We start from the raw sequence: 24,609 nt of genomic DNA, 5'->3' as shown, positions 1-24,609 counted from the left end.
GTAATCCCCTACTGCCCCTTGTATTCTTCGAGGGAATCGGAAATATGTTCTAGGATTATGCCGGCCTTTTTAAACATTTCGATTGTGTCGGCTGAATCGTGGTAGCGTTTTTCGGCTACAACACGCACAATTCCGCAGTTAATGATGAGCATGGCGCAAGTGCGGCAGGGGGTCATCTTGCAGTAAAGGGTTGCTCCGTCTATGCTGATGCCTCGTTTTGCTGCCTGACAGATGGCGTTTTGTTCTGCATGGACGGTTCTCACGCAGTGTTGGGTAACGCTTCCGTCCTCGTGCTGAAGTTTTTTAAATTGGTGCCCCACATCATCGCAATGAGGAAGGCCGGTGGGAGCTCCTACATAGCCGGTAACAAGAATTTGGTGATCGCGTGCAATAACACAGCCGGACCTGCCGCGGTCGCAGGTAGCTCTTTTTGCAATCGCTCGGCAAACATCCATAAAGTATTCATCCCATGAAGGGCGCTTATATTTTTCTTCATTGTTATTTGTTGATACCATAAACTTCTCCCATAAAAACTTCTTTACAAAATTCAAATAAAGCACCGGTTTGAAGTTTCCAAATCGGTGCTTTTCCGCATTCAAAAAATAGGATTAAAGAATTCCCATTTCTTTGCCGACTTTTTCACAAATTTTTACGGCTCTGTCAAGCTGCTCTGTGGTGTGGCCTGCAGTAACCATACATCGGACTCGGCCTGTTCCCTTGGGAACTGTGGGGAATACGATGGGGCCTGAGAACATACCGTTTTCAAAAAGCTTTTTGGAGAATTCCAAGGTCTTGGCCTCATCTCCGATGATAATCGGGGTGATGGGGGTTTCGCTGCGGCCGATATTGTAGCCGAGCTTTCCTAAGCCCTCTTTAAAGTGCTTGGCATTTGCCCAAAGTTTGTCCGTATGTTCGGTCGATTCCATGAGCATCTTAACGGCTTCAATGGCGGCTCCTACTGCTGCGGGAGGAAGGCCTGTCGAGAATAAGAAGGGGCGGCCTCTGTTTTTAAGCCAGTCGATGGTTACCTTTTTTCCGGCAACATAACCGCCTACAACACCGATAGCCTTTGAAAGAGTTCCCATTGCAACATCAACCCTTCCGTGAAGCTTAAAGTGGTCTACGGTTCCGCGTCCGCTTTCTCCCAAAACACCGCTTGAGTGAGCATCGTCAACATAGGTTAGACAATTATATTTTTCTGCAAGAGCAACAATTTCGGGGAGCTTGGCGATATCTCCGTCCATAGAGAAAACACCGTCGGTTATAATCAAAACATTGTTGTAGCTGTTTCTTTTTTCTTTTAAAACTCTTTCAAGGTCAGCCATATCCGAGTGCTGGAAAACAGCCTTATCGGCCTTTGAAAGGCGGGTACCGTCGATGATTGAAGCGTGGTTAAGCTGATCGGAGATAATTAAGTCTCCCTTATCTGTAAGGGCCTGAATAACGCCCGCATTACAGTTAAAACCTGATTGGAAGGCTAAAACGGCTTCTTCTCTTTTAAATTCGGCTAAGAGTTTTTCCAAGTCGTCATGAATCTTCATGTTACCGATGATGGGGCGTACGGCTCCGGCTCCGGCTCCGTATTTTTCGATTGCTTCGATAGCGGCCTTTTTAAGGCGAGGATGATTGGCAAAGCCCAGGTAGTTGTTGGATGAAAGGTTAATAACTTTTTTTCCGTTAATAACACATTCCGCATCGCTCGGTCCTTCAAGAGTAACAAGCTCCTTGTATAAACCCTGCTCTTTTAATTCTTGAACTTTTTTTTGTAAAAATTCCATATCATGGATATTCGACATAGGTTCCCCCTAATAAAATATTTAAAATTCTTAAAGGTAAATAGCCTTTAATATGAAGATATTATTTATCTTTTTGGCGATATTGTCAAGAGCCGAGAATTATTGTATAATCCGCCGACACAGCTTGAATGCTTTACGGTACAATCATTTGCCGATACGGCTTTTGAGGTTTTTATGCAAAATGAAGTGAGAATTTTATTTGAGGATAATTTTTTTGCCGTGGTTTTAAAAAACTGCGGAGACAATTCCCAGACTTTTTTTAAAAGAGTCTTTGGCGAAAAAAAATATGCCGAGGCCGTAAACCGATTGGATAAGCCTGTAAGCGGCTTGGTTCTAATTTCTTTTTCTCCTCAAATGCATACAAAATTGAATAATCTTTTTAAAGAAAAAAGTGTAAAAAAAGAATACTGGGCAGTTTGCAAAAAAAGAGAAGAAGCCAAAACTAAATCCCCCGCAGCCGATTCTGAAATAAGCTCTAAGTCTTTGTACAAAAAAGAATTTTGCGAAACCTATCTTGAGTTTAACACCAAAATACAAAAGGGCTTTGTAACCGAATCAAAACAAAGAGGAAAAAAAGCCTCGCTTTATTGGGAGCTTGCAGGCATAGGCGATAACTATAATTTTTTACGCGTGTTTCCCGAAACAGGCCGCACCCATCAAATCCGCATTCAGCTCGCCCATTTGGGAATGCCCATAAAGGGTGACATCAAATACGGCTTTGAGCGCACCGAAAAATCGGGCGGAATAAGACTCCATGCCTACTCCCTAAAATTCTGCCATCCTCAAACCCAAAAGCAAATAGAAATTTCAGCCCTTCCGCCCTCTCCCGATAAGTTGTGGTCGGCCTGCATTGAAGCATGTTTGAGGGCAAAAGAGCTTGATGAATAGATTACAGCTTTTCGATTTCTGAACATAAAAAAAGCGGATATTTTTCCCGTAGGAAAGATGTCCGCTTATCAGCTAATTTTTATTTGAGCGGCCGTAACCGCCCAGCTATTTAAAAATTCAATTTTTAAATAGCTGAGGCGAGTACTAGGAGCCAATAAAAATTAACCGGAGGCGTGCTTTTTGCACGTTGAGGATTAATTTTTATTTGAGCGACAACGTAATCGCCAGGATATTTAAAAATTACTCGGCCATACGCTTATACCGTAAATACCTTTCCTTTGCGTCTTCCTCTGCGTGCTTGAACAAGACTTCCGCAACATCGGGGAAGGTCTTTTTAAGCGAGGTGTAGCGGACTTCGGAGTTGATGAAGTCTTGGAATGAGCCTGTCGGTTCCTTGCTGTCAAGCTGGAAGGGATTTTTGCCCTCGGCTTTTAAGCGGGGATCAAAGCGGTATAGGTGCCAATAGCCGGCCTCAACAGCCTTTTTCTCCTGTTCGACGCTTCTTCCCATTCCGGAGCGGAGTCCGTGGTTAATACAGGGAGCGTAACAGATAACGATAGAAGGTCCGTCATAGCTTTCGGCTTCTTTTATAGCCTTTACAAACTGGCTCATATTGGAACCTATTGCAACCTGAGCTACATAGACATAGCCGTAGGTCATAAGCATTGCACCCAAATCCTTTTTGCGGATTCGTTTTCCGCCTGCCGCAAATTTTGCAACAGCCGCTGTGGGTGTCGACTTTGAGGACTGACCTCCCGTATTGGAATAAACTTCAGTATCGAATACGAGAATATTAAAGTCTTCGCCCGAAGCCATGGTGTGATCAAGACCGCCGTAACCGATATCGTAGGCCCATCCGTCTCCTCCGAAGGACCATACACTCTTTTTGACGATAAAGTCTTTGAGCTTATAGATATACTCCAAGAGCCTGTCAGCCTCGATATTTCCCGTATTATATTTGAAGGTGTGGCTTTCGGGAACGGGAAGATAATCGGCTGAATCCGTATTCTTTACGGCCGTATTCCTAGGCGGCTGATGAGCATCAAAGAGGGCCTTAATCTTATCGCAGGTTAGAATATTGGCTTCAACATCTTTTTTGTTTTCGATCCATTCTTTAAAGAGCGGAGTAAAATCGGTTCCGACATTGAGCTCGATAAATTTTTTCATATAGTCTTCGGCTTGTTCTCTCAGCTTGCGGGCACCGAGGGCCATTCCGTAGCCGTAGTTTGCATTGTCTTCAAAAAGGGAGCTTGCCCAAGTGGGCCCCTTACCTTTTTCGTTATAGGTAAAGCCTGCAGTGGGATAAGAACCTCCCCATATTGAAGAACAGCCTGAAGCATTTGCTATCATCATGCGGTCTCCGAAAAGACGGGTAACAAGGGTTGCATAGGCTGTTTCGCCGCAGCCTGCACAAGCTCCGTGGAATTCCAAGAGGGGCTGCTTGAATTGGCTTCCCTTAACCGAGAACTGATCCATGAGGCCGTGCTTTGTAGAAACATTGTCAACTGCATAGTCCCAGTTTTTGGCCTGAGCTTCTTCCTCTGCCAGAGGCTTCATAACGAGGGCCTTGTTCTTTGCAGGACAGACATTTGCACAGTTCGAACATCCGGTGCAGTCCATAACCGAAACCTGCATCCTGTACTCAAGACCTTCAAGCCCCTTTCCGTTGGCCTTTATTGTCTCAAAGCCCTCAGGTTTTGCCTCTCTTTCTTTTTCGTCAAGAAGGAAGGGGCGGATTACGGCGTGAGGACATACGAATGAACACTGGTTACACTGAATACAGTTTTCCTTTATCCAATGCGGAACTTCAACTGCAACGCCTCGCTTTTCATATCGGCTTGTACAGTTAGGCATTCTTCCGTCTTCAACACCCTTAAAGGTACTCACTCTTAGAGCATCGCCTTCCTGCCTGTTGATAGGAATAAGGACATTGCGTACATAGGGCGGAAGATGAGAATTTGAAATAGCAGAATCCTCTGCACTTGCCCAAGCAGCAGGAACGGCAACCTCGTGAAGAGAGGCGACACCCTTTTCTACTGCCGCATAGTTCATGTTTACGATGTCTTCACCCTTTTTACCGTAATCTCTTACTATGGATTTTTTTAAACTGTCAACGGCTTCTTCAATAGGAATAATTTCTGCAAGTTTAAAGAATGCAGACTGCATTATCATATTGATTCTTCCGCCGAGACCGATATCCTGAGCAATACCTGTAGCGTTTATGGTATAAAACTTAATTTCATTTTTTGCGATAAAGCGTTTCATCTCACCGGGGAGGTTGGCTTCAAGCTCCTCATCCGACCAGAGACAGTTAAGCAAGAAGGTTCCGCCTTTTTTTAAGCCCTTCAATAAATCGTATTGATGAACATAGGACTGTTTTGAACAAGAAATAAAGTCGGCATCGCTTATAAGGTATGTTGACTTTATCGGCTGCTTTCCAAAGCGGAGGTGAGAAATTGTTACGCCTCCCGATTTTTTACTGTCATAGGCAAAATAGGCCTGGGCATACATACCCGTGCTGTCGCCGATAATCTTGATGGCGCTCTTATTTGCACCGACAGTTCCGTCAGAACCGAAGCCCCAGAATTTACATCTGATTGTTCCGGCAGGTTCGGTTTTAATTTCCTCTAAAACAGGAAGGCTTAAATTGGTAAGATCGTCTTCGATTCCTACGGTAAAGTTATTTTTAGGTGCATCGGCTTTAAGATTATCGAATACGGCCTTTACCATTGAGGGGGTCGTATCCTTAGAAGCCAAGCCGTACCTTCCGCCCACGATTAAGGGCTTATTGGGTACATCAATGTAAGCACCGAGTATATCCAAATGAAGGGGTTCATAAAGAGCGCCTTTTTCCTTTGTTCGGTCAAGAACGGCAATCTTTTTAACCGTCTTCGGCATTACATCAAAAAGATATTTAGGCGAGAAGGGGCGGTAAAGTCTTACCTTAATAAGACCTACCTTTTCTCCCTTAGAAACAAGGTAGTCAACCGTTTCTTCGGCCGTCTCGGTGATAGAACCCATGGCGATAATTACTCGTTCGGCATCGGGTGCTCCGTGATAGTCGAAGGGGCGGTAAGTTCTTCCTGTCAAGGCAGAAATCTGCTTCATATAGTCTGCAACTATTTCTACAACGTCTGTGTAGAATTTGTTGGAGGCTTCCGAGGCTTGAAAATAAACATCGGGGTTTTGAGCCGTTCCCTTTGTAAAGGGGTGCTCGGGATTCATGGCTGTGGTACGCCAATCGTTTAAGGCCTTCCAGTCAAGCATTTTTGCAAATTCTTCGTAATCGATGAGTTCGACATTTTGAAGCTCATGGCTGGTTCTAAAGCCGTCAAAAAAGTGGAGGAAGGGAACTCGGCCCTTTATTGCTGCAAGGTGAGCAATACCGCCGAGGTCGATGATTTCCTGAACCGAGCCTGAGGCAAGCATACCGAAACCTGTTTGGCGGCAAGCCATAACGTCTTGATGGTCGCCGAAAATAGAAAGGGCGTGAGCCGAAAGAGCTCTCGCCGAAACATGTAAAACACCCGGCAAAAGTTCACCGGACATCTTGTACATATTGGGTATCATAAGTAAAAGCCCCTGACTGGCTGTAAAGCTTGAAGCTAAGGCTCCGGCAGAAAGGGCTCCGTGCATTGATCCTGCAGCTCCTGCTTCGGATTCCAATTCCGAAACAAGAACGGTTTGACCGAAAATATTTTTTCTTCCGTTGGCAGCCCATGAGTCAACGAGCTCGGCCATATCTGATGAGGGCGTAATCGGATAAATGGCAGCTACATCGGTAAAGGCGTAGGCTACATAAGAAGCCGCATTGTTACCGGTCATTGTTTGTGTTTTCTTTTGCATACTCTTTTTTCTCCTTGATATTTAACGTAGTATGTAATATGTTTTCCAGCATTTTATCTGCCGGATCTATAATTTTAATTGAAGTGTGTTTTTGAAGTTCGTTTTTTATGTATGGAAAATGGGTGCATCCCAATATCAGGCTGTCTATTTTATAATCGTTCATCTCGATATTTTCAAGATAAGACAAAAAGCCTTTAAGGTTTAAAAGCCTCACTATTTCGGAGGGAGCAAGACCTTTTTCGATGAGCTGTACTATGCTCATGTTTCCTATGGGAATGGTATTTTTTTCTTGGTTATATTTTTGAATAATTTTATCGATTGTGTATGCAGCTAATCCGTTTGCCGCTAAAATAGCTATGTTCATACAATCTGCAGGTAAATTTTTATATGTATCAAGAGGACTGAAAATTTCAATATTTAAAAGTTTTTGTATTTTTTCGTAGTCTACGGCAGCACTTAAAGAATTACAATATATAACGATAATATCCACTCCCTTTTTTATAACCTCATTCGACTTTTCAATAAAAAGATCTTCAAGAGCTTCTTGCGAAAAATACTGTAAATGTGACTGTTCTTCACAGGTGTTTGACATGGGAACGGCAATAGCCTCTATACTTTTTCTATTTAGAAGTTCTATTCCCATTCGGGTATCAACCGTGGTTCCGGCAAATACGGCCGCTTTCAAAAACAAGCCCCTTCCATTTCAATACGGACAGGTGAAAACACCTGTCCGTTTTTTAATTAAGACTTATTTAACAAGCTTATCTAATGCTTGCTTTAAGTCGGCAATTATATCTTCCGCATCTTCAAGACCTACGGAAAGGCGAACCAAACCTTCAGCAATATCCGAGGCAGCTCTTTCTTCAGGCGTATAAGGAGAGTGGGTCATACTTGCAGGATGCTGGATGAGAGTTTCGGCATCACCTAAGCTTACTGCAATAGTTGCAAACTTAACCGAGTTTATAAGAGTTTTACCGGCTTCCAATCCGCCCTTAACGGTAAAGGCAATCATGGCTCCGCAAAGCTTCATCTGTTTTTTTGCAAGCTCATATTGCGGGAAAGACTTAAGCCCGGGGAAGGCAATTGACTCAACTGCAGGATGTTTTTCCAAAAACTCTGCGACCTTTTGAGCATTGGCACAGTGCTTTTCCATTCGGATATCGAGGGTCTTCATACCTCTGCCGATTAAGTAAGCTTCAAAGGGTCCCAAGGTAGAACCAGTCATGTCCTTGACGCCTACAAAGCGTACCTGATCGATGAATTCTTTTTTTCCTACAACAAAACCTGCAATAACATCTCCATGTCCGTTTAGGTATTTTGTTGCAGAGTGAAGAACAACGTCTGCACCTAAATCAAGAGGTCTTTGTAGATAAGGTGTCATATAGGTATTGTCTACGATTACCTTACATTCGGGATTATGAGCATGAGCAATTTTACTTATTTCTGCAATATCGCAAAGATACATGTTAGGGTTAGCAGGTGTTTCCAAATAAACTATTTTTGTATTCGGTTTTAAAGCCTTTTTAACGTTTTCGGGGTCCCGTGTATCGACAAAGCTTACCTCAACACCGAAGCGCGAAAGACCGTGATTTAAAAAAGCAAAGGTACAGCCGTAAAGAGTTTTTCCTGCAACGATGTGGTCTCCTGCATTTACGATTGACCAAATACATGAGGTAACGGCGCCGATACCCGAACTTGCAGACATACATGCTTCTCCGTTTTCGAGGCAGGCAAGTTTTTCTTCAACAACTGTAGTTGTAGGGTTTCCCAAGCGGGTGTAGATATAACCTTCTTCTTCCAGAGCAAATCTTCTTCCGCCCTGCTCTGCGGAATCAAATGAAAATGTTGAAGTTTGATAAATAGGTGTAGCGAGAGCACCGTATTTGTTCTTAATGCTTCCTGCGTGAATCTGCTTTGAAGCAAATCCTAATTTTTCCAATTCTTTTCTATCCATATCTTCCTCCAATTGAGATACATATCTCAATAATTATAAGCCATTTATTATATTAACGCAAGTGTAAAAAGCTAAAAATCAATCCTTATTTGATATTAGATTTCCATCTTTATCAAAATGTCTTTCATTTATTACATTTCCCGATAAATCATATTCTGTCTCTTTTTCAAGGTTTCCGTTTTCATAAAACCATTGAGCAAGACCTTGACGACGATGATCTTTAAAAAAGCCGGAAGATTTAAGATTACCGTTTTGATAAAACGTCTTATATTCTCCGTTAAATTTTCCCATAACAAAAAAAGCCTTTTCTTCAATCCGGCCGTCTTCATAATAAGAAGTGTATTCCCCATCAGGATAGCCTGATTTTGCACTTCCGCGGCTTACAAGAACAAGTCCGTCAAAAGAAGAAAACTCTTCCCAAGGACCTTCTATATACCCATTCTTTATTTCGGCTGTTGTGTGATAAGGATAGTCATCCTTATCATCAATAACCGCTTCCCGCGTAATTTTTCCCGTAAAGGGGAGCATGTTTTTTAGTTCGTAGATTCTATATATATTTTCACCTTCTTTTTTTTGATACAAACGGCAAGCATCGCTCGAAACAAGAACACCGTTCTCATCGTAGATTCGGGTATCTCTTAATGAGCCGTCCTTATTATAAAAAAGCCATTTTCCGCAGCGATAGACCCTGTGTTCAAAAAAAACAGGCATATCTTTTAAGGGTTTTAAATTACCCTCCATTTCTTTTTTTCCGTCAGGATAATAAAAAACGGAATAGCCTTCTATCACACCGTTCGACCAAACCGCTTCATGATGAAGAATACCTGTGTCCGGGTTGTAATATTTAAATAAACCTTTTTTTATACCGGCAATGGTCTTCCCTTTTGCGTTATAATATTCATCATACACACAGACAAGTTCTTCAAAATCTACCGGAATGTAGTTTTTTTTTATGAATCTTATGCCTCTCGGAATTAAAAGAATAAAGACAGTAATTATAATGGGCGGAATAGCATGAAAGGCAGAGCCGGTAAATTTATGTGCCGAAAAAAATGCAGCAACTACAATTATGACAGGAATTAAAAGAATAAAAATTAAGGGAGCTCCAAAACTGACAGGCCCTGTAATTAAGCGGTTTAAAACAATAAATATGACTGCGAGAAAAATCAGATAAAATAAACTGTTTAATAAATAAAATTTAATTATAACACTCATACTTGACTTCATTACCTTGTAATTGTATCATACTTAAAATCAAAAGTCCATACTAAAAACTTATGGAGAAATTATGACCAATAAACTAAAATCATATTTGGCTGCCTTGACTGCCATCGTTTTTTTTGCTTCTTCTTTTCCGTTTTCAAGATTTGCTTTAATGCATTTCGGCCCAGAAGCATTAGGTTTTTTAAGATGCTTTTTGGCAAGTCTTGTTCTTTTAATTATGGGAAAGTTTAATAAGCTTAGAGCACCTTTTAAGCTTAAACACATAGGACTATTCTTTTTATCGGGAGCGCTCGGCTTTGCCCTGTATCTTATAGTTTTTAATATCGGACTTAGAACCATCACGGCCGCAACCTCAAGCATTATCATTGCAACAACACCTATACTGACTGCTGCAACGGCTTCAATTCTTTACGGGGAAAAAATAAGCAAACTAGGCTATATTTCTATTTTAGCGGCCTTTTGCGGAGTTTTAATTATTATTTTATGGAAAGGAATTTTATCGATCAACATAGGCATTTTGTGGACTGTAGCGGCAGCGGTTTCTTTTTGCGGATATAATGTTTTAAGCCGCAAACTTGCAAAAATGGGATATACTTCAATAGAAATAGTAACTTACAGCATGATTTGTGCGGCTATTATCTTATCGCCTTTTTCTGTCGAAGGTTATAAAGAACTTGTTTCCGCCGACTTTAGATACATAGGGAGTCTCTTATACCTAGGAATTTTTACCAGTGCATTAGGTTATTTTTTCTTTAATAAGGGAATAGAAATCGCCGAAAAAACAAGCGATGTTACAAATTTTATTTTTGTTAACCCGTTGATTGCAAGTATCTTAAGCTATTTTATCTTAGGTGAAACTTTAAATGCAGGAACGGTAATAGGCGGAACAATAATCATAGTAAGCATCATAGTGTTCGCTCTAAAAGGTGAAAAAAAGAAAACACTTGAATCAACAACCCCCGACGCAGAGCATCGGGGTATGTTGTTCTCATAAGGTGGTTGCAGTCGGCTTTAATACCCTTTGTTACGACGCAGAGCGTCGGGGTATTAACCCCTCCGCACGAATAAATAAAAATCCCAAGATTCAACTTATTTGAATCTTGGGATTGTGTTTTAGACTTTTAGTGCAAAACTTATTTTGCTTTAACAGCCTTCCACTCTTCAAAATTCCAAGGATGTTTTTTAATGTATCCGTCGGCAAAGGGGAAGAAGATAGAAAGAGTTAAAAATACAGCCAATAAGAGCTGGTACCACAATAGCGGTATAACACCTACAGGATTTACAAGACCGTTTGTAAAGGAACAGGCTATTAAAAGCTGGGCTCCGTAAGGAATCAATCCCTGCATTACACAGGAAAAGGCATCAAGAAGAGAGGCAGACCTACGCGGATCAACCTTAAATTCCTCACACATTTCCTTAGCTATGGAGCCGTCAATAATAATTGCAACGGTATTATTTGCTGTTGCAGCATCGGTAAGAAGAGTTAAAACACCGATACCGACCTCTGCCGATTTTTGCCCTTTTACCATACCCTTTATTTTTTGTAAGAGCCATTCCATACCGCCGGCCTCTGTTACCATATAGGCAAGACCTCCCGTTAACATGGAGAGTAGGAATATTTCAAACATTCCGTTAAAACCGTCGTAGATATGGTTAGTCCACTGCAAGGGATCAAATGCGCCATAAGCCATTCCTATAACACCTGAAAATACAATTCCTCCCAGAAGAACAATAAAAACATTAAGACCGGCAATGGCTGCAACCAATACAAATATGTAAGGTAAAACTTTCACAATATTGAATTCCAATGATTCTATTTGAGGCGGAACTTCCGGTCGGCCGAAAATCAAAAGTAAAATTATGGTTAAAATTGCAGCAGGTAAAGCTAAAGTCATATTAACCCTGAATTTATCTCGCATATCAACATCTTGAGTTCTTGTAGCGGCAATAGTTGTATCGGAAATAATGGATAGGTTATCACCGAACATGGCACCGCCTATCATAGAGGCAATCATGAGAGGCATTGAAATACCGGCCTTCTCTGCAAAACCTACGGCAATAGGACCTACGGCAGCGATTGTACCGACACTTGTACCTGTTGCAATAGACAAAAAGCAGCAGATTATAAATAGACCTGCCGTAACAAAGTTGGCAGGGATTAGGGTTAAGCCTAAATTTACGGTAGAGTCGACACCGCCCATCTGTTTTGAAACAACAGAAAAAGCCCCGGCCAAAATGTAGATGATACACATCGTAATGATGTTTTCGTCTCCGCATCCTTTAATCAAGGCATCAAATTTTTCATTCATAGCCCCTTTGTGCATTAAAAAGGCTGCTACAATACCTACAATTACGGCAATAGGCCCCTTAAATCCATAAAATCCCATCGGATCGCCTTTAGCAACAAGTGTTACACCTATTCCCAAATAAACGACAACAAAGATGAGAAACGGCAACAGAGCTAAACCATTAGGCTTAAATTTAGATTTTTCCATACAACGTCCTCCAGTTAGAATAAAACTTACTTTAAAGCAATAAACACAAAACGCACTTATAACTCAAACGACTACTAAATTATCGCATAGGTTTTCTGCCTTGTCAAGAAAAAAATTTAAAACTATTTATTTTAATAAAAAACAATGATTTTCACCAAAAACTTGACAGATAAAAATTTTCATGCTACCATTTTTCAGTTAAGTTCGCAATTTTTATAAATTGCAAAAAAAAACGGAGGTATATATGATTAATCCTGTAATAGTAGCTGTTGTTGTTATGACGGTACTATGTCTTCTCAAAATCAATATTTTGATTGCGATTATGGTTTCCGGCGTTATCGGCGGATTGGTTGGAGGTTTAGGTCTATCCGCGACTATAAGCACTCTTATTTCGGGTATGGGAGGCAATGCCGAAACTGCCCTATCTTACATTCTTTTAGGTACATTGGCTGCGGCTGTAAGTCAGACAAATATTGTAACCCTACTTGCAGTAAAACTTTCAAAGAGCCTTAAAGCAAAAAGCATTCTGTTTGTTTTAATAATTGCCTTTGTAGGATGTTTTTCACAAAACCTTATTCCCATCCACATTTCATACATTCCGATTTTGATTCCGCCCCTATTGGTCGTTATGAATTCAATGAAGCTCGACCGAAGAGCCATGGCTTGCGGTCTTACATTCTCCGTTAAGTGGCCCTATGTTACCTTACCTGTAGGTTTCGGTCTTATCTTCCATGGAATTATTGCAAATTCTATGACACAAAACGGAGTACCCTTTGAAGCAACAGATGTATGGAAGGCTATGTGGATTCCCGGCCTCGGAATGCTTTTAGGATTGTTTATTGCAGTATTCTTCTCGTACAGAAAAAAACGCGAATACAAGGATTTACATCCTGAGATGAACCTTGAACAAGACGTAAAATTCACATCCCGTGAATGGTTTACACTCTTGGCCATTCTTGCAGCCTTTGTAATTCAGATTTTGACCGGTTCAATGCCCCTCGGAGGTCTTGCAGGTATCTTAATTTTAATGCTTACCCGCGTTATCAAGGTTAATGAAGTCGACAGCACAATGGCAGAAGGTATAAAACTCATGGGCTTTATCGCCTTTGTTATGCTCGTTGCAGCCGGTTTTGCCGAAGTTATCAAGGCAACAAAGGGTGTTGATGCTTTGGTAGTTTCAAGTGCTAATCTCATCGGAGGAAGCAAGCTCCTTGGTGCCGTTATAATGCTTTTAATCGGTCTCGGTATTACAATGGGTATCGGAACATCTTTCGGTACAATTCCGATTATCGCAACCATCTATGTTCCGCTCGGCGTAAAGTTAGGCTTCAGCCCTGCCGCCATCGTATGCTTACTCGGTACTGCAGGAGCCTTGGGCGATGCAGGTTCTCCCGCATCCGACTCAACCCTCGGACCTACAGCAGGTCTTAACGTAGACGGACAGCACGACCACATCTGGGACACCTGTGTTCCTACCTTCTTGCACTATAATATTCCGTTAATTATATTCGGAACCATAGCTGCAATGTTCCTTTAAAAAAAACACCCCCGCTTAATCGGCGGGGGGTATCAACTTTCTCCTTGACTATTCTTTTGTCACAAAAATTCCATATGCAGCACTATTCCCATGAGGAAGAATGGTCTCTTCAACGTCGGTTAGACCTGTCACAGTCAAAGGCATTTTCCAATAAACGGCATTGCCTACATCACCTGCAGCATAGATTGAGGAGCCGTAGACTTGGAATGCATTAACTGCTCCGTCTTTATCGCTTAATTCTATCCTTGTAAATGCGCCGTCTTTGCCCTTCCAAATACATGGTTTACCGTTGACGGAAGAAAAGCCGCCTATAAAAACCGAGTCCCCGGCAGTACATATTGTGTTTGCTGCACTTAACGAGGTTTCAAGTACCGTAGCGGATTTAACAATTAGACTTGGCTCTGTGTTAATCTCCCATACCACAGCCTTATTTTCTGAATTACTTCCTGCAACGTATATGGTTCCGCCAAAAAAACATACCCCTTTTGCATCGGGCACTCCTCCTCCATTATCCAACACTGTTTCGGTTGGAACTTCATTAAGAGCCGTGTTTATTGTCCATAAAACGCTTGTTTGAGTATGGTTTTGATTGTCTATTGTTCCTGCCGCATAAATGGTGTCGCCAGAAGCACATAGCCCATAGACTAAAACATTATTTTTTGTTGAATCTTTCTTATTTAAAAGAGCAATGATCGGTGCATCTTTATTTGTTATATCTGCAATGGCAGCGCCTTTATCCGACCCTGTATCCATTTGTCCGGCTGTGTAAAGCGCAGATCCTTCATTTAAAACAGCAGTCAGCTTAGTAAGTTCACCTTGGCTATAATAAGGGTCATTGCCCTTCCATACTAGGGCGCAGAGTTTTCCTCCTTTATCTTCATGCCCGGCAATATATAATTCGCCATTTTTACCGGTAATGGAATGCGCCTCCCCTTTTCCTTCAGACGAAGGCAGTGCAAACCCCGTAGAATCTTTCCAGTAGCACGCAGAAGTACCCATTTTACCTACAAGATAAACGACAGTATTTTCCGTGTTTCCGGCTCCGGGAGATGTCCCCCCCCCCCGCCTTTACCGGTATTAGGACAGCCGATAAACAAAACGCTTAACAATAACGACACAGCAAGTAACGCCGTCCAACTCATAAAAAATTTGTTTTTTGTATTTTTCATATTTTCTCCTTATATGTACATTATATAACGGTTTATGTCAAATAACAAGTTTTTTTATGAATTTTGGAGTTTTTTTGCATCTCTCCGCCTTGAATTCAAAAAGAATCTAAAGTATAATAGTCAACCAATAAAAACTGATGTTTTTATTGGTTGACTGACGAGTTTTTCATAAGGTAGACTTATGAAAAACGTCGCAAATTAAATTTAAAGTTTTTGCGGGGGATTATTATGAAGCTAAAAGACCTTGATCTTTATTTTACCGAGCTATTAAACATAGATGCCTTTGCATCTCAGGATTTGTCGCAAAACGGTGTACAGGTGCAAAACAGCGGAAAAGAGATAAAAAAGGTGGCCTTTGCGGTAGATGCCTGCCTTCAATCCATAAAGACAGCCGCCGAGAGGAAGGCCGACATGCTCTTCGTACACCACGGTCTTTTATGGAGCCGCTCTCTACGGATTATGGGAAATCATTACCATAGAGTAAAGGCTCTTTTGGACAATGATATTGTGCTTTATGCCGTTCACCTTCCCCTTGATGCTCATCCTCTTTACGGTAACAACATCGGTCTTGCCCGCCGCCTTGAGCTTGAAAACTTAAAAGAGTTCGGAATGTACAGGGGTATAAATATCGGTTTTTACGGCAGCCTTCCTGCAAAGGGGGGAGCGGAAGAAGGCTTGGAGATAGACGAGATTGTAAATAAACTTTTTCCCCAAGGAGAAAAACCTGCAAACATTCTTCCCTTCGGACCTAAAAAGATTAAAACCGTGGGAGTTATTTCGGGAGGAGCCGCTTCGGAAATAGACGATGCCATAGCCTTAGGACTCGACTTATATATCACGGGCGAAATAGAACACATTACCTATCACAATGCCCTCGAAAACAGAATAAATGTTATTGCAGGCGGGCATTACCAAACGGAAACCGTAGGCGTTCAATTGGTTGCAAAAAAGCTTGAACTTGATACAAACCTCGAAACCTGTTTTATCGATATTCCGACAGGCTTTTAAATTTTTAGAATTAGGATGAGTTTAAGCCGGATATGAAAGAAAATAAAAAGCGGATTTTGATTTTAGGAGCAGGGTTAATGCAGGGGCCTGCAATAAGGGCTGCAAAGGAATTGGGCTGTGAGGTTATAGCTGTCGACGGAAACCCGAATGCGGTTTGTGCAAAAGAGGCCGACAAATTTTTTCCGATAGATTTAAAAGATATTCCTTCCCTCATAGACCTTGCAAAAAAGTTAAAAGAAGAAGGCGGCCCGGCCGATAAGGGCATAGCCGGCCTGGACGGGGTCTTTACTGCAGCTACGGACTTTTCAGTATCGGTTGCAGCCGTTGCAGAAAGTCGGTCTCTTCCCGGGCACAGCTTGGAAGCAGCCCGCCGCGCAAGCGATAAGGTCTTGATGAGGGAGTGCTTTGAAAAGCATGGAGTACCTTCCCCTAAGTTTACCCATATTTTTAAAAACGAAATCGATGAGGCTCTTCAAATCTTAAAACAAAAAACCATTCCCTTTCCTATTACGGTAAAACCTGCCGACAATATGGGAGCCCGCGGCTGCCGCTTGGTCTACTCCCAAGAGGAGCTAAGACCGGCCTTAGAAGATGCCGTAAACTTTTCGCGGAGCGGAAAGGCCATCGCCGAGGAGTTCATCGATGGTGAAGAGTTTTCGCTTGAAGCCCTCGTTGTAAACGGAGAGATTTTTTTAAACGCCCTCGCAGACAGGCATATTTTTTTCCCGCCATACTTTGTCGAAATGGGGCACACGATTCCGTCTATTAAGGGCAAAGAAGAATGCGATGAGCTTATAAGAGTTTTTTTCCTAGGCATAAGGGCCTTGGGGCTTACAAACGGAGCGGCCAAGGGAGATATTTTTTTACGAAAAGCCGATCCTAAAAAGGGCGGCAAACGGACTGCCTGTGTAGGCGAAATCGCAGCCCGCCTTTCAGGGGGCTACATGTCAGGCTGGACGGTTCCCTACTCTTCGGGCTTTAATGTAACTAAGGCCGCCGTCAAAATCGCCCTAGGCGAACCCGTAGATGAACTTCCCATAGGTGAGGTTTCCGGCTTTAATTCCGGATGGGCCGATTTATTCACTTTAAACAGAGCCGCCCAGTTTAGTGCTGAAAGGGCCGCCCTTTTTAGTGCTGAAAGGGCTTGGATTTCGGTGCCGGGCATAATAAAAAAAATATATGGGCTTGAAGAAGCAAGAAGCACAAAAAACGTAAAAGATGTTTTACCCCGCCTCTTTGAAAATGATGAGACTGTCTTCCCCAAAAACAATGTAGAAAAATGCGGCAATGTCCTAAGCTCTGCGGAAAGCTATGAGGGAGCAGTCAATGCAAGCATGGAAGCAGTCCAAAAAATCTTTTTGCGCCTTGAAAAGGCAAACAGCAAAACAAATCTTTTTTTTGAAAAGACAAACCCTTCGATAGCTGAGCAAAATAATTATCCGCCGAACTTTTTTAAATTTCCTGAAGATGTGTACGCAGACAAAATTAAAAACAAAAGCTTCGATGAATTATTGGAAAATTCTATTTTGATAGAAGAAGATGAAATTCTCTACCCTTCATTTTTTAAAGATTTTTTAAATACGGCCTTTGATGTACACGGCCTTTCTATTCGGGAAGCAATAAAAAAATCGTTTGACCTTGAACCGAAGCTAAAAGAACGGATGCTCAAGACTCAAAAAACAGGCGGACACTTAAGCCCTCATCTTGTTTTATGGTGGAAATACTTTATCCGCGGCAGCCGCCAAGGACTGATTTACTATTTTGACACCGAGCTTTGCGGTTAAAATTACACCGAAATAACAGATACTCCGTCGGATGTTTGGCAGGCAAAAAATGAGGCGGTAAAGCCGGTTTGTTCCGTGTACTCCTTCCCGACCCTTTCGGCAAAGTCTTCAAAGCCGTCCTTGTGAACAATGGCGATGGCACAGCCCGAAAAGCCGGCACCTGTCATCCTTGCACCGATACAGCTTTTTTCTTTTATGGCTGCAAAGAAAAGAGCATCCAGTTCTTTTCCGGTAACCTCGTAATCGTCTTTTAAGGAAAGATGGGATTGGTTTAGATACTCGCCCAAAAGTTTTAAGTCCTTATTTTTTAAGGCTTCAGCACTCCGCCTTACCCTGTTCATCTCGGTAACGCAATGCCTTACCCTGCGGGCAATTTTTTCTCCCAAATTGGAAGTCAAGCCTTGCTCCAAGCTTTCAAAATCGGAAACGCTTAGATCGCACAAAAAATCTATATCCCTTTCTTTTTGCAAAAAGGCAAGGGCTTTTTCGCATTCTTCCTTTCTTTCATTATATTTCGATTCCGTCAATTTGCGGGGCTTATTTGAATTCATAATTACAATTCGGTAAGGCTCGGTTTCGAGAGGGATGTACTCATACTCCAGTGAGGAAGTGTCTAAAAGCAGAGCCTGATTTTTTTTGCCCATTGCTATCGAAAACTGATCCATAATCCCCGACTTTAGACTTAAGAATTCGTTTTCGACACGCCTGCCGGTTTTAGCAAGTTCAATTCCGCCGATTTCAAAATCGAAGGCATGAGAAATAATTTTGCCGAAACAAAGTTCCAAGGCAGCAGAAGAAGATAGGCCGCTGCCTTGAGGAATATCGCTTGTAATTAAAAGCTCAAAACCGGTACCGGCCTTTAAGCCCCTTTCTTTTAAAAACAAAAACATTCCGTTTAAATAATTTGCATAATCTTTTTCTTCATCAAAGGCTAAATTTCCGTCAAGCTCAAATTCAAAAACTTTTTCCGATTTAACCGAGCGGTAAATTATTTTTTTATCCCGCCGTTTACGCAAGGCAATCCTTAAATATAAATTCACCGACGCAGGAAGTACAAGACCTCCGTTATAATCTATGTGTTCGCCTATTATATTTATGCGAGCAGGTGAAGCCGCAAAAATAATTTTTTCTTCCGAATTCCCGTAAAAAGAAATAAAGGCATTTTTTAATTCTTGTAATTGTATATCGTCTGTTAAGTTCAAAGTTTTCTCCTCCTTCATTTTATATATAATGCTTACATGGATGCCGAGAGCATAGTAATTTATATTCTAGTCATTGTTAATTCATGTTGTAAGGCTTTTTCTATTTCCGCTACGCTTGTACCTTGAAATGTAATAACATCACGAGTATTTATAACATCTCCATGTAGTATTTTTGCTTCCGGATCGTATTCTATTTTTCCGATATATCCCTTATATTCAATCATTTTTTACTCCTGCGTTTTCTATAAACGGGTAAATTTTAAAGATTCCTACTTCTCGGCATAGATGAGGCTGCTTTGGATGTAGGCTTTTATTTCCAAGCCGTGGCCCCATTTTTTGGCATACTCGTCGGATACCTCTTTTGAGCTTATGTCGATATTTTTAAAGCCGATTTTTTCGAAGGCTGTTTTGATCTGCTCCGCAGACCAGGCTCCTCCCACTCAGGTTTTTACCATATCGGGATCGGATACCCACTCTTGGGGCAGGGCTTTTTTTAAGGTTATATCCGAAACAGCTGTTCTTCCGCCTTTGCGGAGGCAGCGGTAAATCTCGGAATAAACTCCGTATTTATCCGTAGACAGGTTTATTACGCAATTACTCATGATAAGGTCTAAGGAATTATCGGGAAGAGGAATGTTTTCAATCTCGCCCAAAATAAATTCGCAGTTGGTAAAGCCGTTTTTTACGGCGATTTCCGAGGCCCGGCTTATCATGGTTTCGGAGCCGTCAAGCCCGAAGACCTTTCCGTTTTTACCCACTGCCTTTGAGGCTATAAAGCAGTCAAGCCCTCGTCCGCAGCCTAGGTCAAGAACGCTTTCGTTTAAGCGTGGCTTGGCCGCCTCTTGAGGATTCCCGCAGCCGAGCCCTAAGTCTGCCTCCTTAGGGATTCCGGCCAGGTCGTGAGCGGCATAGCCTATTGAGGCAGTTATCTTTTCGGCTTCTCCGTTTACCGCAAGATTTTCTTTTGCCAAATTTTCGTAATGTTCTTTTACGGCATCCTTAATCGCATTTTTATCGTAAGCACTTTTATCGTAATTGTTTTTATCGCTGATCATTTAAATCCCCTAAGACTTATTTTTTCTTTAGGTATTTTACGCTGTCTAAGGCAACAGCTGCAATGATGATAAAGCCCTTAAACACAAACTGCAAGTTGGTGTCTATTCCTAAAAATGTTAAACAGTAGGTTAAACTTGTAAAGATGATAACGCCTATTACGGCACCGCTTATCTTTCCTATTCCTCCGTTAAATGATATACCTCCTACAACGCAGGCAGCAATGGCATCAAGTTCATAGCCCTGTCCCGTTCCGGCACTTGCATTGGCTCTAAAGGCTTCAAGGAAGGAGCCTACACCGTAAAACACACCGGCCATAATAAAGACACCCATGGTAACCCTAAAAACGCTTATTCCGCTTACGGCAGCCGCTTCGGCATTTCCGCCTACTGCATACATATTTTTCCCGAAGACGGTCTTATTCCAAATAAACCACGCAATTACAATCGCAACCAAGGCAGGGATTATAAGCTTAGGCAAGGTAATCATCTCGTTATTTACAATTCCCAAAATCCACCTACCACCGAGTAAATCCTTTACCTCGTTATCGATTGAACCGACAGGGGTTCCGCTCGTGCCGAAAAACAAAAGACCGTAGATAATGAGCTGGGTTGCAAGGGTCGAAATAAAGGGATGAATCTTAAGCCGGGCCGAAAAGACGCCTGCAAAGGCACTAAATAAAACGCAAAACAAGATTGAAAGACCGAGCGAAAGAATGAGGCGCCAAACCATAGGCATGGCCGTAAAATCCCAAGGGCCGAGGCCGAAAAAGGTTACTATGTTAAGACCCGGATGTAAAATCAAGCCCGTAATAACCGAGCCGAGGGCGACCATTCTTCCTATACTTAAGTCGGTACCCGCCAAAAGGATAAGACCTGCAACACCGAGGGCGTAAAACATTCTTGTTGAAGCCTGCTCCAAAATCGTAAAGATGTTTGGAAGAGAGAGGAGATTTCCGTTTCCCGATATGGGAGCTACAATTATACAGACAATAAAGAAAACCAAAATTGCAAGATAAAGACCGTTGCTCAACAAAAAGCTTGAGAGCTTAAACTTATAAACATAATCTTTAAAATTTAAAATCATGTTTTCTTTAAAATTTGTTCTTCCGTTTCTTAAAGATATATTTTTTTGAACATGATCGATGTAGGCTTGATTTTTTGCTTCTTTAGAAGCGGCAAGGGCATCCCTATACTTGTTCTTTGCCTCAGCCAATGAAGACTTAAGCTGAAATTTTAAAACATTTAATTTGCGGTTAAGCTCTCCCGAATCCTTTGTTTCGGCAAACCCGTCATAGGCTTCTTTTTTTGCAAGTTCATTTTCCTGCATAATTGAAGCGGCTTGGTTTTCATATTCAGCCTTGTACTGCTCCTGCTTTTGGTTTTCGGATTTTATAAAATCCTTTATATTATCGTTAAAAAGCTTATTCGAATAGGCAACAGCTTCGGCAGCAAGTTTTTTCTCTGAAGCTTTGTTTTCAAGAGCAATCTTTTTAGCTTCTTCAATTTCTTTTTTGTATTCTTCGATATAGGAATCTTTTACCGAATCATCTATCAAGCGGTTCTTTTTAAGGGCATAGATATGATTTTTCAAAGAAGCTATCTTATCGACCCCGTCCTTACGGAGTTCATGAAGAGCTTTGCCGTACTCTGAAAGTTTTGCATCTTCATTAAAAAAACTAAAATCGATGACTTCTATCTTTTTATTGCCTTTTTCATTATCTTCCATAAAACTAACTCCTTAAAAAAAATAATTCTTACAAATACTTAGCCGAAAGTCTGAGCAGAGTTTCTTGATCGGTTTCTTTTGTGTTTACAATACCTGCAAGACGGCGGTTGGACATAACGGCAATGCGGTTTGTGATGCCTAAAATTTCGGGCATCTCGCTCGAAACAACGATTATGGTTTTCCCCTCTTTGGCCATCTTGATAATGAGCTGATATATTTCGTACTTGGCCCCGACATCTATACCGCGGGTAGGCTCATCCATCAAAAACACATCGGGAGAACGCTCCAGCCATTTTCCGATGATAACCTTTTGCTGATTACCTCCGCTCAAGGCAGAAATACTCTGATCGGCTGAAAGACACCTCGTCCTCATCGTCTCAATTTCCCTGTTTGCGGCTTCACGCATTTTACGGTTTGACAAGACACCCATAGTTTTATAGCTATTCAAATTGGTAATTACCGTGTTAAATTCGATTGTGTCCTTGCCGAACATTCCGTTTAATTTACGCTCCTCTGTTAAAAGGGCAAAGCCGTAAGCCATAGCCTCTTTACTGCTTTTAAAATTAAGATATTTATCGTTAATACTTATGCTGCCCGACTCTATGGTGCGGATACCGAAGAGGGCTTCCAAAAGCTCGCTCCTTCCCGCACCTACGAGGCCGTAGAGTCCTAAGATTTCTCCCCTCCTTACGGTAAAGGAAATATCTTCCAAAACGGGTGCATATTTTGTTTTTAAGTTTTCTATTTTTAAAAAGTCTTCTCCGGGGACATTATCCACATCGGGGAAACGCTTATCCAGAGAGCGGCCTACCATAGCCGAAATTATCTCGTTCATATCGGTTTCGGCGATGGGCTTTGAAAGAATCATCTTGCCGTCCCGTAAAACGGCAATCTCATCGCAAACCTCAAAAACCTCATCCATCTTATGAGAAATATAAATAAATGAAACACCTTTTTTTTGTAAGGCTCTTATTATCGAAAAAAGTTTTTTTACTTCCCTTTCGGTTAAAGAAGAGGTAGGCTCATCCAATACGATGAGCTTTGCATCATAGGAAACAGCCTTCGCTATTTCGACCATCTGCCGCTGCGAAACGGACATGGTGCGCATTATTGTTTTGGGATTGACATTCATATTGAGCGAAGAAAAAAGAGAACTTGCAGATTCAAACATTTTTATTTCGTCAACAACACCTAAGTTGGTCGGATAACGGCCTAAAAATAAATTGTCGGTAACGGTTCTGTCAAGACAAAGATTAAGCTCTTGATGAACCATAGCTACTCCGCTTTCAAGAGCTTCTTTAGGATTTTTAAATTCGATTGATTTATTTAATAAAGAAATGGTACCCTCATCCCGTGTATATATACCGAAAAGGCACTTCATCATGGTGGACTTTCCTGCTCCGTTTTCTCCCATGAGGCCCATTACGGAGCCCGGTTTTACGGTTAAGTTAATACCGTCCAAAACCTTATTTTTTCCGAAGGATTTTGAAAGGTTTTTTATTTCAAGAACTACATCACTCATCCCAAAGGTCACACTCCTTTAAAAGCCTCTGTTCCATTTTAAGGCAAGAGGAAAATCTCCTGCCTTAAAAACCATTAAAGACTAATACTTTAACTTATCGGTGTAGTTTGAACCTGAGTTCGTTTTTACCATGTTTACGGCAAAAGCATCAAAGTTGTTCAAGTTTGTAAATTTATCTAAACAGCTTGATTCGTTTTGTCCGTCTCCCTGAACGATTGTCAATTCAATGTTCAAAAGAGGTGCATAGTATTTTAATGCAGGCAAGTATGAAGAAGAAAGGAAATTATCGCCCGAGTTATAAATGGTTAAAAGGACTTTCTTTTTGGGAGCATTTGTCTGCTTTACTCCGGCATCGCGTGTTCCGCCGAGGTAGTTCTTATAGTTTTCCATGGTAACGCCTGAATTTGCAGCCATAACAGCCTTTACATCAGCCCAGTACTGAACGGGAGCCGAAATTTTGTTGCCGTAAGAATCTGCATCTGTAATACCCTTGGTGTATACATCAGTTCCCTTTAAACCGTCGAGCAAGTTGCGCAAAACCTGTAAGGTTGCAGTTGCCTGAGCATCAACGTTTTGAGAAACTGTTCCTGTAAGAATCCCCTTACCTACAGCTTCGATAGCATCTGCATTTGCATCATATCCGAAGATAGGAACACCGACAGGATAGTTTGAAGCCTGTAAACAGCCCATTGCCATACCGTCATTGTTTGAAACAACCATGTCGATCTGATCGGCAAACTTTGTTGCCCATCCGCCCATAGCCTCAGTTGCAGCATTGGCATTCCATGTAGAACCGTCTGTTCCTGTCATGGCCTTTCCTTCAAGCTCGATAACATCGAAGGTCTTACCTGCGATTGTTACTGAACCCTGCTTTGTTTTACCGGGGTCGGTAGAACCTGCCCAAGTTCCCAAGGCCTTTCTGATTCCTTCAGTTCTGGCCTTTGAATCGTTGTGTCCTACATCGCCGATACAAAGAACATAACCGATGATGCCGTCTCCGTTTCTGTCAAGTGAAATCTCTGCCGAAGCGAGAAAGTCTGTGATAAGCTTTCCTTGAACTGCACCGCCGCCTGCAGCATCAAAACCTACATAGTAGGTCTTGTCGTTCCAGTTCATAGAAGTCATATCGATTTTTCCCGTTGTCGGATCTGAAGGTTGTCTGTTAAAAAAGACTAATGGTTTGTCCTTATTAAGAACTGCATTTCCGCTTCCGCCGCAGCTTACAACAAAAACAGCCGACACAATAAGAAGCCCAAAAAAAACTACTTGTGCAAATTTAGATAAAGATCTCATAAATACGCATCTCCTAAAATATAATTGAGTGTGAGTATATTATATTTTATAAAATATGTCTATATAGGGTTAAAGCTCTTCCCTAGAAACAATTTTAAAAAACTGCTATA

At 41.6% G+C, this 24,609-nt stretch carries 21 protein-coding genes; 5 read left to right on the top strand and 16 right to left on the bottom strand.

Annotation, left to right across the window (positions count from 1 at the left end; translation table 11 throughout):
- Window positions 1-8: 8 nt before the first annotated feature.
- Both E4O01_RS02410 and E4O01_RS02405 read right to left on the bottom strand, forming a co-directional pair.
- Entirely contained in the window at window positions 9-515 is a 507-nt protein-coding gene (locus tag E4O01_RS02410) for a deoxycytidylate deaminase (RefSeq protein WP_253694042.1), read from the bottom strand.
- A gap of 93 nt (window positions 516-608) precedes the next feature.
- Window positions 609-1,796, bottom strand: a complete 1,188-nt coding sequence (locus tag E4O01_RS02405) for a glycine C-acetyltransferase (protein WP_253694039.1) — start codon at window positions 1,794-1,796, stop codon at window positions 609-611.
- A gap of 174 nt (window positions 1,797-1,970) precedes the next feature.
- On the opposite strand from E4O01_RS02405, the gene E4O01_RS02400 reads away from it, so the two are divergent.
- Window positions 1,971-2,684 (top strand): RluA family pseudouridine synthase, encoded by a 714-nt coding sequence (locus tag E4O01_RS02400; protein WP_253694036.1) that lies wholly within the window; start codon window positions 1,971-1,973, stop codon window positions 2,682-2,684.
- A gap of 240 nt (window positions 2,685-2,924) precedes the next feature.
- Here E4O01_RS02400 and nifJ read toward each other — a convergent pair whose 3' ends face one another.
- The 4 genes from nifJ to E4O01_RS02380 all read right to left on the bottom strand — a co-directional run bounded on the left by nifJ (window position 2,925) and on the right by E4O01_RS02380 (window position 9,699).
- Complete coding sequence (gene nifJ / locus E4O01_RS02395; protein ID WP_253694034.1) at window positions 2,925-6,530, bottom strand: pyruvate:ferredoxin (flavodoxin) oxidoreductase; 3,606 nt, start codon at window positions 6,528-6,530, stop codon at window positions 2,925-2,927.
- Entirely contained in the window at window positions 6,499-7,215 is a 717-nt protein-coding gene (locus E4O01_RS02390) for an aspartate/glutamate racemase family protein (RefSeq protein WP_253694031.1), read from the bottom strand. The genes nifJ and E4O01_RS02390 overlap by 32 nt, the downstream gene beginning before the upstream one ends.
- A 63-nt stretch (window positions 7,216-7,278) precedes the next feature.
- Window positions 7,279-8,484, bottom strand: coding sequence for a methionine gamma-lyase (megL, locus tag E4O01_RS02385; RefSeq protein WP_253694028.1), 1,206 nt, complete (start codon window positions 8,482-8,484; stop codon window positions 7,279-7,281).
- A gap of 78 nt (window positions 8,485-8,562) precedes the next feature.
- Window positions 8,563-9,699 (bottom strand): hypothetical protein, encoded by a 1,137-nt coding sequence (locus E4O01_RS02380; RefSeq protein ID WP_253694025.1) that lies wholly within the window; start codon window positions 9,697-9,699, stop codon window positions 8,563-8,565.
- A 73-nt stretch (window positions 9,700-9,772) separates the two neighbouring features.
- Between E4O01_RS02380 and E4O01_RS02375 the strand changes: the two genes are divergently transcribed.
- The gene (locus tag E4O01_RS02375; RefSeq protein ID WP_253694022.1) at window positions 9,773-10,702 is read left to right on the top strand and encodes a DMT family transporter; all 930 of its coding nucleotides are present in this window, start codon (window positions 9,773-9,775) and stop codon (window positions 10,700-10,702) included.
- 139 nt (window positions 10,703-10,841) lie between these two features.
- On the opposite strand, the gene E4O01_RS02370 is transcribed toward E4O01_RS02375, so the two are convergent.
- Entirely contained in the window at window positions 10,842-12,203 is a 1,362-nt protein-coding gene (locus tag E4O01_RS02370) for a Na+/H+ antiporter NhaC family protein (protein WP_253694020.1), read from the bottom strand.
- A gap of 244 nt (window positions 12,204-12,447) precedes the next feature.
- On the opposite strand from E4O01_RS02370, the gene E4O01_RS02365 reads away from it, so the two are divergent.
- Entirely contained in the window at window positions 12,448-13,740 is a 1,293-nt protein-coding gene (locus E4O01_RS02365; protein ID WP_253694017.1) for a Na+/H+ antiporter family protein, read from the top strand.
- Window positions 13,741-13,788: 48 nt separating this feature from the next.
- Here E4O01_RS02365 and E4O01_RS02360 read toward each other — a convergent pair whose 3' ends face one another.
- Both E4O01_RS02360 and E4O01_RS02355 read right to left on the bottom strand, forming a co-directional pair.
- Window positions 13,789-14,739 carry a hypothetical protein gene (locus E4O01_RS02360; protein ID WP_253694014.1) on the bottom strand — a complete coding sequence of 317 codons (951 nt, stop codon included), beginning with the start codon at window positions 14,737-14,739 and terminating at the stop codon, window positions 13,789-13,791.
- 5 nt (window positions 14,740-14,744) lie between these two features.
- Window positions 14,745-14,909 carry a hypothetical protein gene (locus E4O01_RS02355; RefSeq protein WP_253694011.1) on the bottom strand — a complete coding sequence of 55 codons (165 nt, stop codon included), beginning with the start codon at window positions 14,907-14,909 and terminating at the stop codon, window positions 14,745-14,747.
- A gap of 228 nt (window positions 14,910-15,137) precedes the next feature.
- Here E4O01_RS02355 and E4O01_RS02350 point away from each other — a divergent pair, with 228 nt between their 5' ends.
- Window positions 15,138-15,917, top strand: a complete 780-nt coding sequence (locus E4O01_RS02350; protein ID WP_253694009.1) for a Nif3-like dinuclear metal center hexameric protein — start codon at window positions 15,138-15,140, stop codon at window positions 15,915-15,917.
- A 32-nt stretch (window positions 15,918-15,949) separates the two neighbouring features.
- Window positions 15,950-17,701 carry an ATP-binding protein gene (locus E4O01_RS02345; protein WP_253694006.1) on the top strand — a complete coding sequence of 584 codons (1,752 nt, stop codon included), beginning with the start codon at window positions 15,950-15,952 and terminating at the stop codon, window positions 17,699-17,701.
- Between the two features lie 2 nt (window positions 17,702-17,703).
- Here the strand turns inward: E4O01_RS02345 and E4O01_RS02340 are convergent, their stop codons facing one another.
- The 7 genes from E4O01_RS02340 to E4O01_RS02310 all read right to left on the bottom strand — a co-directional run bounded on the left by E4O01_RS02340 (window position 17,704) and on the right by E4O01_RS02310 (window position 24,499).
- Entirely contained in the window at window positions 17,704-18,903 is a 1,200-nt protein-coding gene (locus tag E4O01_RS02340; protein WP_253694003.1) for a galactokinase, read from the bottom strand.
- Window positions 18,904-18,962: 59 nt separating this feature from the next.
- Complete coding sequence (locus E4O01_RS02335; protein ID WP_253678438.1) at window positions 18,963-19,127, bottom strand: hypothetical protein; 165 nt, start codon at window positions 19,125-19,127, stop codon at window positions 18,963-18,965.
- A 45-nt stretch (window positions 19,128-19,172) separates the two neighbouring features.
- Window positions 19,173-19,343 carry a methyltransferase gene (locus E4O01_RS02330; RefSeq protein WP_253694000.1) on the bottom strand — a complete coding sequence of 57 codons (171 nt, stop codon included), beginning with the start codon at window positions 19,341-19,343 and terminating at the stop codon, window positions 19,173-19,175.
- The gene (locus tag E4O01_RS02325; RefSeq protein WP_253693998.1) at window positions 19,344-19,958 is read right to left on the bottom strand and encodes a methyltransferase domain-containing protein; all 615 of its coding nucleotides are present in this window, start codon (window positions 19,956-19,958) and stop codon (window positions 19,344-19,346) included. It lies immediately after the preceding gene.
- Between the two features lie 16 nt (window positions 19,959-19,974).
- Complete coding sequence (locus E4O01_RS02320) at window positions 19,975-21,684, bottom strand: ABC transporter permease subunit (RefSeq protein ID WP_253719314.1); 1,710 nt, start codon at window positions 21,682-21,684, stop codon at window positions 19,975-19,977.
- Between the two features lie 28 nt (window positions 21,685-21,712).
- Window positions 21,713-23,206: a sugar ABC transporter ATP-binding protein gene (locus E4O01_RS02315; RefSeq protein WP_253693992.1), complete on the bottom strand. Its 1,494-nt coding sequence runs from the start codon at window positions 23,204-23,206 to the stop codon at window positions 21,713-21,715.
- An 81-nt stretch (window positions 23,207-23,287) separates the two neighbouring features.
- Window positions 23,288-24,499, bottom strand: a complete 1,212-nt coding sequence (locus E4O01_RS02310; RefSeq protein ID WP_253693989.1) for a substrate-binding domain-containing protein — start codon at window positions 24,497-24,499, stop codon at window positions 23,288-23,290.
- Window positions 24,500-24,609: the final 110 nt, after the last annotated feature.

The organism is Treponema sp. OMZ 790 (assembly GCF_024181285.1).
Lineage (GTDB): Bacteria > Spirochaetota > Spirochaetia > Treponematales > Treponemataceae > Treponema_B.
The sequence above is the reverse complement of the archived record's forward strand: the minus strand, read 5'-3'. Positions and strand labels throughout refer to the sequence as shown.

Coding starts and splice junctions, on each gene's coding strand:
- E4O01_RS02345 (WP_253694006.1), top strand. CDS start 15,950: ATGAAAGAAAATAAAAAGCGGATTTTGATTTTAGGAGCAGGGTTAATG.
- E4O01_RS02380 (WP_253694025.1), bottom strand. CDS start 9,699: ATGAGTGTTATAATTAAATTTTATTTATTAAACAGTTTATTTTATCTG.
- E4O01_RS02400 (WP_253694036.1), top strand. CDS start 1,971: ATGCAAAATGAAGTGAGAATTTTATTTGAGGATAATTTTTTTGCCGTG.
- nifJ (WP_253694034.1), bottom strand. CDS start 6,530: ATGCAAAAGAAAACACAAACAATGACCGGTAACAATGCGGCTTCTTAT.
- E4O01_RS02405 (WP_253694039.1), bottom strand. CDS start 1,796: ATGTCGAATATCCATGATATGGAATTTTTACAAAAAAAAGTTCAAGAA.
- E4O01_RS02365 (WP_253694017.1), top strand. CDS start 12,448: ATGATTAATCCTGTAATAGTAGCTGTTGTTGTTATGACGGTACTATGT.
- E4O01_RS02335 (WP_253678438.1), bottom strand. CDS start 19,127: ATGATTGAATATAAGGGATATATCGGAAAAATAGAATACGATCCGGAA.
- E4O01_RS02320 (WP_253719314.1), bottom strand. CDS start 21,684: ATGGAAGATAATGAAAAAGGCAATAAAAAGATAGAAGTCATCGATTTT.
- E4O01_RS02310 (WP_253693989.1), bottom strand. CDS start 24,499: ATGAGATCTTTATCTAAATTTGCACAAGTAGTTTTTTTTGGGCTTCTT.
- E4O01_RS02375 (WP_253694022.1), top strand. CDS start 9,773: ATGACCAATAAACTAAAATCATATTTGGCTGCCTTGACTGCCATCGTT.
- E4O01_RS02325 (WP_253693998.1), bottom strand. CDS start 19,958: ATGATCAGCGATAAAAACAATTACGATAAAAGTGCTTACGATAAAAAT.
- E4O01_RS02410 (WP_253694042.1), bottom strand. CDS start 515: ATGGTATCAACAAATAACAATGAAGAAAAATATAAGCGCCCTTCATGG.
- E4O01_RS02360 (WP_253694014.1), bottom strand. CDS start 14,739: ATGGGTACTTCTGCGTGCTACTGGAAAGATTCTACGGGGTTTGCACTG.
- megL (WP_253694028.1), bottom strand. CDS start 8,484: ATGGATAGAAAAGAATTGGAAAAATTAGGATTTGCTTCAAAGCAGATT.
- E4O01_RS02350 (WP_253694009.1), top strand. CDS start 15,138: ATGAAGCTAAAAGACCTTGATCTTTATTTTACCGAGCTATTAAACATA.
- E4O01_RS02355 (WP_253694011.1), bottom strand. CDS start 14,909: ATGAAAAATACAAAAAACAAATTTTTTATGAGTTGGACGGCGTTACTT.
- E4O01_RS02315 (WP_253693992.1), bottom strand. CDS start 23,206: ATGAGTGATGTAGTTCTTGAAATAAAAAACCTTTCAAAATCCTTCGGA.
- E4O01_RS02370 (WP_253694020.1), bottom strand. CDS start 12,203: ATGGAAAAATCTAAATTTAAGCCTAATGGTTTAGCTCTGTTGCCGTTT.